The following is an 11,472-nucleotide window of genomic DNA, read 5'->3' on the forward strand; positions in this document are numbered from 1 at the left end:
GGAGATTATTGTACTTCAACAATACGCAGCTCTTTTGGCATAGAGAATGAAACATTCTCTTCACGACCTTCAAGCTCACGCGGGTCTTCTCCACCCTCAACTTTCAACCGCTCGATCACTTCATTCACCAACACCTCTGGGGCAGATGCACCTGCCGTGATTCCTACCGCCGAAATACCTTTCAACCATTCCGGTTTGATCTCACTAGCGTTATCAATCAGGTAAGCTTTGGTCCCCATGCGGCCAGCCAATTCACGCAGTCGGTTTGAGTTAGAACTGTTAACCGAGCCAACCACCAAAACAAGATCGCATTCTTTAGCTAAGGTCTTCACTGCATCTTGTCGGTTTTGTGTGGCATAACAAATGTCGTCTTTCTTAGGCCCTTGAATCTCAGGAAAGTGCTGACGCAGAGCGTCGATTACAATCGAAGTATCATCCATAGATAGTGTTGTCTGTGTAACAAATGCCAAACGTGACGGATCTAACACTTTCAACGTTGCAACATCTGCAGGTGTTTCCACTAGGTAAATAGCACCGCCATTTTTAGCGTCGTATTGCCCCATAGTCCCTTCCACTTCTGGATGCCCATCGTGACCGATGAGAACACACTCCATACCATCGCGAGAATAACGTACCACCTCCATATGTACCTTAGTCACCAATGGGCAGGTCGCATCGAACACTTTCAGACCACGACGATCAGCCTCATTGCGCACTGCTTGCGATACACCGTGAGCACTAAAAATGACAATTTGATCATCTGGGACTTCATCTAATTCATTAACGAAGATTGCACCACGTTCTTTTAGAGATTCCACCACAAACTTGTTATGGACCACTTCATGACGTACGTAGATTGGTGCCTCGAAGATATCTAAGCAACGCTTTACGATTTCAATGGCACGATCAACACCTGCACAAAACCCACGCGGATTGGCTAACTGAATAGCAAAAGACATTTATGCCTCCTCAACCGCAACAATTTTGACGCGGTATGTAAGCGTTTGACCAGACAAAGGATGATTGAAATCTACTTCAACTTGACTATCGCTAATCGACTTAATCACTCCAGGCAGCTCATTCTTTGCAGAATCGGCAAAAGACACTACCATGCCTTCTTCTATATCCATACCAAATTGACTACGTGACATTGTTTGAACATTACTTGGGTTGCGCGCACCAAATGCCTTTTCTGGCGGCATCCTAAATGTTGCCTCTTCACCTACCGACAAACCAACTAAGACAGCTTCGAAGTCTGGTAGCAAACTACCATCACCATAAGTAAATTGCGCAGCATTACCATCAAAGTTGGAGTCAATAATTTGACCGTCTTCAAGTGCCAACTCAAAGTGTAAGGTGATACGGCTTTGTTCATTAATCGTCATTCTGTTTTACCCTTGGGACTTTTTTGAAACAGCCCCTCTACTAGCATTAACGCAACACCAATGGTGATGGCACTGTCAGCAATATTAAACGCAGGAAAATACCAAGTGGATTGCCAGTGCACTTGTATAAAGTCAATCACATGCCCATATGCCAAACGATCATGAAGGTTACCAATGGCACCAGCCATAATCAGTGTCAACGACAGAGCTTCTAGTTTATGAGTGTGGCCAATTTTCGATAAGCGCCAACTAATACCCAAGACAACTGCGATCGCAATCAGAGAAAAGAACCAACGTTGCCATCCACCTGCCTCGGCTAAAAAGCTAAAAGCCGCACCGGTGTTATAACGCAACGTCAAATCAAAGAAAGGCAGGAGAGGAATCTCCTGCCCATAGTTTAGATTCGCTTCTACGCCCTGCTTGGTAATCCAATCCAGAGCGTAAACAGCGATTGCCAGCGCCCACCAGCGCTGGACTCGTTTTAGCATCGCTGTCATAAGCATTAAGCGAAGTGGCGTTCTTCGCCTTCACCTTCCGGCAGGTTCGAGATACAACGATCACACAATTCAGGATGTGCTTCACGTTTACCCACTTCTTCACGGTGGTGCCAACAACGAGTACATTTCTCATACTCAGTCACTGCTACTACCACTTTAAGGCCTTCAAGCTCTGTCGCTACGGCATCCGCTGGCGCGTCAGCAAGTGATGCCACTTTCGCTTCAGAAGAAATCAATACGAAACGCAGCTCATCACCTAGCTTCGCCAATGTTTCTTCTAGAGCAGCATCCGCGTACAACGTGATTTCTGCACTTAGACTCGCTTTGATCTTGCCGTCTTTACGAACCGTTTCCAACACTTTGTTAGTCGCCATCTTAGCTTCTAGAACCTGTTTCCAGAATTCACGACCTAACGCTTCCTCACCACTTAGTTCGAATAGTCCTTCGTACCAAGTATCTAGGAACACAGACTCGCCACGCTCACCGGGTAGTGACTGCCAGATTTCGTCTGCTGTAAAACTCAAGATTGGCGAGATCCAACGTGTAAAGGCTTCCGCGATATGGTAAAGCGCTGTTTGTGCAGAACGACGAGCAAGACTCTCTTCTTGCGTCGTGTACTGACGGTCTTTGATTACATCTAAGTAGAAACCGCCTAGATCCAACGAACAGAAGTTTTGGATCTTCTGGACCACAGAGTGGAACTGGTATTCGTTGTACGCTTCATCGATTTCTTTTTGTAGCTGCGCCGCACGGTCAACGATCCAACGATCTAGCGCGATCATGTTTTCAGGCGCCACTAGGTCGGTTGCTGGATTGAAGCCACTAAGGTTTGCCAACATGAAACGAGCCGTGTTACGAATACGACGGTAGCCGTCTGCCACACGTTTTAGGATTTCGTCAGAAACGGTCATCTCACCCGTGTAATCCGTTGCCGCCACCCAAAGACGAATAATATCCGCACCAAGCGTTTCCATCACTTTTTGTGGTGATACGACGTTACCCAATGACTTAGACATCTTACGGCCGTCACCATCTACCGTGAAGCCGTGCGTTAGTACGCCTTTGTATGGCGGTACACCGCGGATCGCGATCGATGTTTTCAGCGAGGACTGGAACCAACCACGGTGCTGGTCCGAACCTTCAAGATAAAGATCTGCAGGGAAACTTAGCTCATCTCGTTGATCGATCACTGAGTAGTGCGTCACACCAGAATCGAACCACACATCTAGCGTGTCAGTGACTTTGCTGTACTTATCTGCCTCATCACCTAATAGCTCTGCTGGATCTAGATCGAACCATGCATCCATACCGACTTCTTCGATACGTTTCGCAACTTCTTCGATTAAACGTGGTGTATCAGGATGAAGCTCTTGCGTTTCTTTGTTGATGAACAAAGCAATTGGCACGCCCCACGTACGCTGACGTGATACACACCAGTCAGGACTGTTGTTCAACATCCCTTCCATGCGGTTTTGGCCCCATGCAGGTGTCCACTTCACGCCTTTTACCGCTTCTTTAGCGTCGTCAAGTAGCCCTTTCTCGTCCATGCTGATAAACCATTGAGGTGTCGCACGGAAGATCAAAGGTGTTTTTGTACGCCAGCAATGTGGGTAGCTGTGGAAAATCTTAGATTGGAATACTAGAGCGTTGTTACGACCCAAAGCTTCCAAAACCGCATCGTCTACTTTGTACACGTGCATACCCGCGAACTCACCTGCCGCGTCAGAGTAAACACCGTTGTCTTGTACAAGGTTGATCGTACCGATACCGTTGGCACGACCCACATTAAAGTCGTCCACACCATGGTCAGGCGCTGTGTGTACACAGCCCGTACCCGCATCAGCCGTGACATGCTCGCCTAGTAGAACTGGGATATCACGTTCCATAAATGGATGGTTGAGCACCAAACCACCAAGAACTGCACCCACTGCGCGACCTACGATACGGTACTCTTCATGACCGTAACGTTGCATGATGCCTTCCACCATGTCTTCTGCGAACACTAGACGCTCTTTACCCGCGCCCATATCCACTTCAACGAGTGCATAGTTGAATTCTGGGTGAATCGATACCGCTTGGCTCGCTGGCAGCGTCCAAGGTGTGGTTGTCCAGATCACAACGGATACTTTACCTTCACCTTCTACGTCAGAGAATTTCTCAAGGAAAGCCGCTTCGTCTTGTGGTGCGTAACGCACATCCAGAGACAAAGACGTTTTGTCTTGGTATTCCACTTCCGCTTCTGCCAAGGCAGAACCACCTACAACACTCCAGTAAACTGGCTTGAAGCCTTTTACTAGGTGGCCGTTTTCTGCGATCTTACCCAAGGAACGCACGATGTTTGCTTCCGTCACGAAGTTCATCGTTAGATAAGGGTTTTCCCAGTCGCCCATTACACCTAGACGGATAAAGTCTTTCTTCTGTTCTTCTATTTGTGTGTACGCATACTCACGGCATTTTGCACGGAAATCTTTGAACGAAACTTTATCGCCGGCCTTACCAATCATTTGCTCAACTTTATGCTCGATCGGTAGACCGTGACAGTCCCAACCAGGAATGTACGGCGCATCGTACCCACTAACGGTTTTAGATTTAACAATAATGTCTTTGAGGATTTTGTTAACCGCGTGACCAATGTGAATACTGCCGTTGGCATATGGAGGGCCATCATGAAGAATAAAAGACTTACGGCCTTTGCTTACTGCTCGTACTTTGTTGTACAAGTCCATATCTTGCCAGCGTTTTAGCATCGCTGGTTCACGTTTTGCCAAATCACCGCGCATAGGAAAAGCGGTTTCTGGCAAATTCAGCGTTGATTTATAATCACTCATGGTTATTCGATTTATCCTCAAAGATCATCGGTCACTGATTGGAAAAGAAACGTAGCGCTTCTTCTTTATCACATTGAATTTGCTGTTCTAGTTCTTCCAGACCACTCATTTTGCGTTCTGGTCGAATAAAGTGGCGAAATGTCACCTCTAGATAACGGGAGTACAAATCACCACTAAAATTAAATAAGTGCACTTCTAGAATCGGGGTTTTACCATCCACAGTTGGACGAACACCGATGTTAGCAACACCTGAATACTCTCGGCCATCCACTGGCACTGTTACGGCATACACACCCGACAAAGCAGGTATGATACCTTTTAAAAATACATTTGCTGTTGGGAAACCTAAACGGCGAGCCAACTGCTGGCCACTTACAACACGCCCACCCATCTTAACTGGATGCCCCATCATGGCTTCAGCGGATACCATATCACCTTGACTAAGGCATTGCCTTACCAAGGAGCTACTGATGCGCGAACCTTCCCCATTTAAAATGGAAGAGGTATTTTCTACATCAAAGCCATGCTGAGCACCGAAATCATCAAGGTAATCAAAATTGCCTTGGCGGTCACAACCAAAACGAAAATCATCACCCACAACTAAATGTTTAACGGCCAAGCCGTCATGTAACACTTGTCGACAAAAAGCATTGGCATCCAGGTTTCGAAGACGTACATTAAATGGCATACACAGAACGTAATCGACGCCATAATTAGATAACAACGCCACCTTGTCACGTAGACGCGATAAGCGACCCGGCGCATCGTGAGGCGCAAAGAATTCACGCGGCTGAGGTTCAAAGATCATAATACCGGCTGGCGATTGATATTGTTCAGCTAAAGCTTTCACTCTTGCCAAAATAGCTTGGTGCCCCATGTGCACCCCATCAAAATTGCCAATCGTCAGCACACCAAATTTGTGCCTTGCTTGGATATTATGAATACCCCTGACCAGTTCCATACCACTCCGTACCGGCAGCCCATCATCACGCCGCTGAAAAAATAACCGCGATTATATAGTACTCACTCCCTCAAAGGTAGGGAGCAAGCCCATCACACTTTAATCTTGAGCGCGTAAATGCCGCATTCTAAGACCCGCTAATACCAACCCAAGCCCATACACAAAGACGCCAACACATACTACCAGCAGCATATGCTGCCCCCTTTGCCAACTTGATATGTCTGTCCAAGCTATATTCAAGCTTTGATAGAAGAAAAGCCAACCAAGTAGCAAACCAGAACCAAGCAGCAACACTCGCAACAACAACCACCATTGTTTAGAAAACAGATGACTGCCATCTCGGTGTAGACCGACCCACAATAATAAGGCATTTAAGCCAGCAGAGAGACTGGTCGCCAACGCTAAGCCAACGTGCCCTAGCGGCCACACTAAGATGAGATTAAATACCATATTCGCTACCATGGCGATCAAACCAATTTTCACCGGTGTTTTGGTATCTTGGCGAGAGTAATAACCGGGCGCCAACACTTTAATCAGCATCATAAACACCAGACCGACAGAGTATGCCTGTAAACTCATGGCTGCCATATCCACATCATGGACGGTCAACTCACCACGATAAAATACCGTAGCAATGATCGGCTTAGCCAATATGCACAGAGCTAACGCTGACGGCACGGCGATCAACAACAGTAAACGCAGCCCCCAGTCCAACGTCATGGCAAAGCGTGCACCAGACTCACTAGCATGACTTCGAGACAGGGACGGCAAAATAACCGTGCTGATGGCGATCGCAAAAATCCCTAATGGCAGCTCATACAAACGATCCGACAAATAAAGCCAAGTGATGCTGCCTGTCTCCAACAAAGACGCCAACACAGTATCTAACAGTAGGTTAATTTGTCCAACCGACACACCGAATAGCGCAGGCCCCATCAACAAAAGGATGCGCTTCACACCAGGATGAGAGAAACCCATCTTTGGGCGTGGCAATAATTTCAGCTTTGCTAAAAAAGGCACTTGAAATAATAGCTGTACTAGCCCTGCCGCAAACACCCCCCATGCAATGCTTAACTCTACTTGCGCTGCACTGGTCGCAAAACCAAGCGTTGCAACCAATAAAGAAATATTCAAAAAGATAGGCGTTATAGCTGGCACGCCATATTCCCCATGCGCATTCAGAATGCCTCCGGCAAGCGCTGTGAGAGAGATGAACAACAAATAAGGGAAGGTAATCGTCAACAGATTTGATGCCAGAGCAAGCTGACCAGGGTTATCAGCAAATCCAGGCGCAAACACATAAACCACCCAAGGAGCTGCTGTCATAAATACAGCCGTGACAACCAAAAGCACCAAGGTTAAAGACCCTGTCACTGCCGACACCAGCTCTCGCACCGCATCATGCCCTTCGTTGACACGATAATCACTCAGAACTGGAACAAACGCCTGCGCAAACGCCCCTTCAGCGAACAAGCGACGAAAGAAGTTAGGGATTTTGAATGCAACAAAGAAGGCATCAGCACCCGCACCAGCCCCTAAGACGTACGCCAACGCTGCATCCCGAGCCAACCCCAAAATGCGTGAAGCAAACGTACAAATAGAAACCAACAAACCAGAGCGCAAAAGTGATCGAGATTTAATCGATTGGGAGTCTGACATAAGATCATGTTCTAACGGTAAATTTGGCCAAGAATAGCATTTAGCTGGTGGTCAAACAGCCAAAAAATGTACTTTTCACGAGTAATAATGTGTGTTTGGGGTTGTAGCAACGCCAAAAGCTGGTAAAATCCGCCGCGAGATTTTCAAGTTTAAACTTGACATTCACAAGCGATACAACAGCCCGTTGTGTCGTTTTAATTATTGAAAGATTGAAGGAGCCAGACTGTGGCAAACTCCGCCGGTTCAAAAAAACGTGCGCGCCAGGCGATCAAGCGTCGCGCTCATAATGGTAGCCTGCGCTCTATGGTGCGCACATACTTGAAAAAAGTAGATGCAGCTATTGAAGCAGGAAACCAAGAAGAAGCTCAAGCAGCATACTCTGTTGCAGTGTCTAAACTAGACAAAGCAGCTGACAAAGGCCTATACCACAAAAACAAAGCAGCTCGTCATAAGAGCCGCTTGAACGCTAAAATCAAAGCGTTGGCCTAATCCCATAAAAAAACCGGCTTCTGCCGGTTTTTTTATGTCTGTTATTAACTGAGTGCCAGCACTCAGTTAAACAGTAGAAATAGCCATACAACGCCTGCCAAACCTAAACTCAGCATTACCGCCGCAGAACCCAAGTCTTTTGCTCGCCCAGATAACTCATGCTTTTCGTCACTGATCCGGTCAACAACCGCCTCTATGCTGGAGTTAATGGTTTCCACCACCAACACCAACCCAACAGAAAAAATCATCAGCGCCTTCTCCAAGGCCGTATCACCCAACCAAAGCGCCAACGGCACAGCAATCAAGAACAACCATACTTCTTGGCGAAAAGCCGCTTCATAGCGCCACTGAGCCCGTAACCCTTGATAAGAATAACGGGATGCATTCATGACACGCTCCAACCCAACTTTTCCTGGCTTTGCCATACCCTTTCGCTCTCTCTAGTTAACCACCAAATCGTCGCGATGAATCAGCTCTGGTTCGCCTTCGTAGCCTAGAATAACTGCACGCTCCGCTGATGACTTACCCAACAACTTTAGCGTCTCTGCAATACTGTAGTTAACTAATCCACGGGCAACAATGCGGCCTTGTTGGTCAATACACATCACCATATCACCACGTGAAAACGATCCCTCAGCATCTTTGACCCCAACAGGGAGCAAACTTGTACCAGACTGGCGTAGAGCACGCACTGCACCATCATCTAAGATCAAGGTGCCGCGACTCTTCAAATGCCCAGCTAACCATTGTTTGCGAGCCGATAAACGGTCATGCTCAGGCTGTAGCCAAGTGCCAATATCTTCGCCATTGGCTACACGCAATATGACACTGCCCTCTCGGCCAGATGCAATCACCGTATGCGCACCTGAACGAGCAGCAAGTCGCGCAGCACGCACTTTGGTTAACATACCACCAGTACCTAGAACCCCTGCACCACCGCTAGCCATCGCATCCAAACCTTCATCGTTAGCTGAAGCATGCGAGATTAATGTTGCATCTTTATGATCACGAGGGTTTTTATCAAACAATCCCTTTTGGTCGGTTAAAATAATCAACGCATCAGCTTCAACAAGGTTGGCCACTAGTGCCCCCAAGGTATCATTATCCCCAAAACGTATTTCGTCGGTTACAACTGTGTCGTTTTCGTTAACAATGGGTACAGCGCCTAGATTTAACAGCGTACGCAATGAGGACCGAGCATTTAAATAACGACGACGGTTCGATAAATCCTCATGGGTTAATAGGATTTGAGCGGTGCACAGCCCATGTACTTCAAAGTGAGATTCGTAAACGCCCACAAGCTCCATCTGACCAACAGCAGCGGCAGCTTGTAATTCGTTTACTTGGGTCGGTCGTGAGGAGAAGCCTAGGCGTTTCATACCCGCAGCAATAGAGCCCGAAGACACCAATACCACTTCTTTGCCCTGCGCACGAAGCTGTGCAATTTGAGCCACCCATAGGCCAATATTACCGACATCGAGGCCTTGACCATCGTTCGTCAATAAAGCACTGCCTATTTTCACAACCACTCGCTGAGCGGATGCAATCTTCTCTCTCATGTCCATTTACTGCTTATCTCACTATAAATTAGCGAACGTACTCTACGTCCACATCGTAATCGTCATCATCAAAGTCATCGTCATCTTCTTGCGCAGCATTACGGCGGTTAGCACGCAATAGACGAATACGCTCACGACCTTCTTCATCAATCAGGTCACGAACAGCCTTCTCTTCAGCCAGAGCATTTTCATCGCTTGCAAGGTTTTCGCGCATTTCCTCTAGCGCGGTCATTAAGTCAAGACATAAAACTTCTGTACCTTCGCCAGAAATCGCTGAAATACGGTACGTTTTACCTTCCCAGCCCAACGCATCAATCACCGCTTGGCAACGCTCTTCGCGCTCTTCCTCAGGCACCATGTCCAGCTTGTTAAGCACCAACCAACGATCACGCTTCTCCGCCAAGGTTGGCGAGAATTCATGTAACTCGTTCACCGCGATAACAGCCGCTTGATCAGGAGTTATTTCATCCCAAGGCGCCATATCAACGATGTGTAACAAGATACGGTTACGCACCAAATGCTTTAAGAAACGAATACCAAGACCCGCACCCTCTGCGGCACCTTCAATAATCCCTGGAATATCAGCAATCACGAAGCTTTGGTGCTTCTTAACTTTTACTACACCAAGGTTAGGCACCAAAGTCGTGAACGGGTAATCCGCCACTTTTGGCTTGGCAGACGACACCGAACGAATAAACGTCGATTTACCTGCATTTGGTAGACCTAATAAACCAACGTCTGCCAACACTTTCATTTCAAGCTTCAGGTTACGCTCTTCACCCACAGTACCTTTTGTCGTTTGACGTGGGGCACGGTTAGTACTCGACTTAAAGCGCGTATTACCTAAACCTTTATGGCCACCTTGTGCCACTTTCAGACGCTGACCGATAGAAACCAAGTCACCCAGTGTTTCACCAGTGTCTTCATCGATCACTGTCGTACCCACTGGCACTTTGACTTCTAGATCTGCGCCTTTAGAACCTGTCATATCGCGACCCATGCCGCCTTGACCGTTCTCTGCAATGTACTTTTTGGTAAAACGGAAGTCGATCAAGGTATTCAGCGACTCATCTGCCACCAAATACACACTACCGCCGTCACCGCCGTCACCGCCGTCCGGACCGCCTTTCGCAACAAACTTTTCACGCCAGAAGCTTAAAGCGCCGTTACCACCTTTACCTGCGCGAACGTAAATCGTGGCTTCATCAACAAATTTCACAAAATCACCTCTTAGGTGCGTTATCAGAACTCAGTGGCTCTGATTATAGAATTTTTCCAAAAAAAAAGCCCCGCATTGCGGAGCTCTTTTTTGTGATTCGCGAAGCGATTAAGCTGCAGCTACGACAGAAACTGTACGACGCTTGAACTTACCTTTAACTTCGAATTTCACTTGACCTTCAGCAACAGCGAATAGAGTGTGGTCTTTACCAACACGTACGCCTTCACCAGCGTGGAATTCAGTACCACGTTGACGAACTAGAATGTTACCTGGTACAACAACTTGGCCGCCAAAGCGTTTAACACCTAAGCGTTTCGACTGACTGTCGCGACCGTTTTTAGTACTACCACCAGCTTTTTTGTGAGCCATGATTTACTCCTAAATATTGAATCTTTAAACGCTTAAATTACTTGATACCAGTAATTTTAACTTCTGTGAACCACTGACGGTGACCCGCGCGTTTCATAGAGTGCTTACGACGACGGAATTTCAAGATCTTAACCTTGTCACCACGGCCGTGAGCAACCACTTCAGCTGTTACTTTAGCGCCTTCAACAACTGGCGCGCCAACTTTAACGTCGTCGCCGTTGCTTACAAGAAGAACTTCGTCGAACTCAACAGCAGAACCAGCTTCGATCGCCAGTTTCTCTACTTTAAGCGTTTGACCTTCTTGTACACGGTATTGCTTACCGCCTGTTTTGATCACTGCAAACATTTTCTATCTCCAAATGAATTTGCCCGGCTACTGGATTGTATTTGACCTACTTCTAGTGGCTCATAAATGTAATGCCTTCAAGGAGTTACACTTCACCATATGATAGGGAGCAAAAATGTGGGCAAATCGGACGCCGAATTGTACAAAAGAGAACCAGTAA

At 47.1% G+C, this 11,472-nt stretch carries 12 protein-coding genes; 1 reads left to right on the forward strand and 11 read right to left on the reverse strand.

Translation table 11 applies throughout. From position 1 onward, the window contains the following. Window positions 1-5: 5 nt before the first annotated feature. The 6 genes from ispH to murJ form a co-directional block, all read right to left on the reverse strand. A complete protein-coding gene (gene ispH, locus JHD44_RS17095; RefSeq protein ID WP_199463979.1) occupies window positions 6-959 on the reverse strand; it encodes a 4-hydroxy-3-methylbut-2-enyl diphosphate reductase in 954 nt (317 codons plus the stop codon). Continuing rightward, window positions 960-1,385 (reverse strand): FKBP-type peptidyl-prolyl cis-trans isomerase, encoded by a 426-nt coding sequence (locus JHD44_RS17100; RefSeq protein WP_199463980.1) that lies wholly within the window; start codon window positions 1,383-1,385, stop codon window positions 960-962. Further along, complete coding sequence (lspA, locus tag JHD44_RS17105; RefSeq protein ID WP_233402269.1) at window positions 1,382-1,882, reverse strand: signal peptidase II; 501 nt, start codon at window positions 1,880-1,882, stop codon at window positions 1,382-1,384. The genes JHD44_RS17100 and lspA overlap by 4 nt, the downstream gene beginning before the upstream one ends. A gap of 5 nt (window positions 1,883-1,887) precedes the next feature. After that, window positions 1,888-4,710, reverse strand: a complete 2,823-nt coding sequence (gene ileS / locus JHD44_RS17110; RefSeq protein ID WP_199463982.1) for an isoleucine--tRNA ligase — start codon at window positions 4,708-4,710, stop codon at window positions 1,888-1,890. A 31-nt stretch (window positions 4,711-4,741) separates the two neighbouring features. Continuing rightward, a complete protein-coding gene (ribF, locus tag JHD44_RS17115) occupies window positions 4,742-5,671 on the reverse strand; it encodes a bifunctional riboflavin kinase/FAD synthetase (protein ID WP_199463983.1) in 930 nt (309 codons plus the stop codon). A 99-nt stretch (window positions 5,672-5,770) separates the two neighbouring features. Then, window positions 5,771-7,330 carry a murein biosynthesis integral membrane protein MurJ gene (murJ, locus tag JHD44_RS17120; RefSeq protein WP_199463984.1) on the reverse strand — a complete coding sequence of 520 codons (1,560 nt, stop codon included), beginning with the start codon at window positions 7,328-7,330 and terminating at the stop codon, window positions 5,771-5,773. 225 nt (window positions 7,331-7,555) lie between these two features. Between murJ and rpsT the strand changes: the two genes are divergently transcribed. Next, entirely contained in the window at window positions 7,556-7,819 is a 264-nt protein-coding gene (gene rpsT, locus JHD44_RS17125) for a 30S ribosomal protein S20 (RefSeq protein ID WP_055462845.1), read from the forward strand. 62 nt (window positions 7,820-7,881) lie between these two features. On the opposite strand, the gene JHD44_RS17130 is transcribed toward rpsT, so the two are convergent. From JHD44_RS17130 to rplU, 5 genes are all read right to left on the reverse strand, one after another. After that, a complete protein-coding gene (locus JHD44_RS17130; RefSeq protein WP_199463985.1) occupies window positions 7,882-8,244 on the reverse strand; it encodes a diacylglycerol kinase in 363 nt (120 codons plus the stop codon). 15 nt (window positions 8,245-8,259) lie between these two features. After that, entirely contained in the window at window positions 8,260-9,384 is a 1,125-nt protein-coding gene (gene proB, locus JHD44_RS17135; RefSeq protein ID WP_233402271.1) for a glutamate 5-kinase, read from the reverse strand. Window positions 9,385-9,406: 22 nt separating this feature from the next. Continuing rightward, window positions 9,407-10,597, reverse strand: coding sequence for an Obg family GTPase CgtA (gene cgtA / locus JHD44_RS17140; RefSeq protein ID WP_199463987.1), 1,191 nt, complete (start codon window positions 10,595-10,597; stop codon window positions 9,407-9,409). Window positions 10,598-10,705: 108 nt separating this feature from the next. Beyond that, window positions 10,706-10,966 carry a 50S ribosomal protein L27 gene (rpmA, locus tag JHD44_RS17145; RefSeq protein WP_055462841.1) on the reverse strand — a complete coding sequence of 87 codons (261 nt, stop codon included), beginning with the start codon at window positions 10,964-10,966 and terminating at the stop codon, window positions 10,706-10,708. A 37-nt stretch (window positions 10,967-11,003) separates the two neighbouring features. Beyond that, entirely contained in the window at window positions 11,004-11,312 is a 309-nt protein-coding gene (gene rplU / locus JHD44_RS17150; protein ID WP_133565243.1) for a 50S ribosomal protein L21, read from the reverse strand. Window positions 11,313-11,472 lie beyond the last annotated feature (160 nt).

Origin of the sequence: Marinomonas ostreistagni (assembly GCF_016461785.1) — a bacterium.
Lineage (GTDB): Bacteria > Pseudomonadota > Gammaproteobacteria > Pseudomonadales > Marinomonadaceae > Marinomonas > Marinomonas ostreistagni_A.

Coding starts and splice junctions, on each gene's coding strand:
- ispH (WP_199463979.1), bottom strand. CDS start 959: ATGTCTTTTGCTATTCAGTTAGCCAATCCGCGTGGGTTTTGTGCAGGT.
- rpmA (WP_055462841.1), bottom strand. CDS start 10,966: ATGGCTCACAAAAAAGCTGGTGGTAGTACTAAAAACGGTCGCGACAGT.
- proB (WP_233402271.1), bottom strand. CDS start 9,384: ATGGACATGAGAGAGAAGATTGCATCCGCTCAGCGAGTGGTTGTGAAA.
- ribF (WP_199463983.1), bottom strand. CDS start 5,671: ATGGAACTGGTCAGGGGTATTCATAATATCCAAGCAAGGCACAAATTT.
- lspA (WP_233402269.1), bottom strand. CDS start 1,882: ATGACAGCGATGCTAAAACGAGTCCAGCGCTGGTGGGCGCTGGCAATC.
- rplU (WP_133565243.1), bottom strand. CDS start 11,312: ATGTTTGCAGTGATCAAAACAGGCGGTAAGCAATACCGTGTACAAGAA.
- murJ (WP_199463984.1), bottom strand. CDS start 7,330: ATGTCAGACTCCCAATCGATTAAATCTCGATCACTTTTGCGCTCTGGT.
- ileS (WP_199463982.1), bottom strand. CDS start 4,710: ATGAGTGATTATAAATCAACGCTGAATTTGCCAGAAACCGCTTTTCCT.
- JHD44_RS17130 (WP_199463985.1), bottom strand. CDS start 8,244: ATGGCAAAGCCAGGAAAAGTTGGGTTGGAGCGTGTCATGAATGCATCC.
- JHD44_RS17100 (WP_199463980.1), bottom strand. CDS start 1,385: ATGACGATTAATGAACAAAGCCGTATCACCTTACACTTTGAGTTGGCA.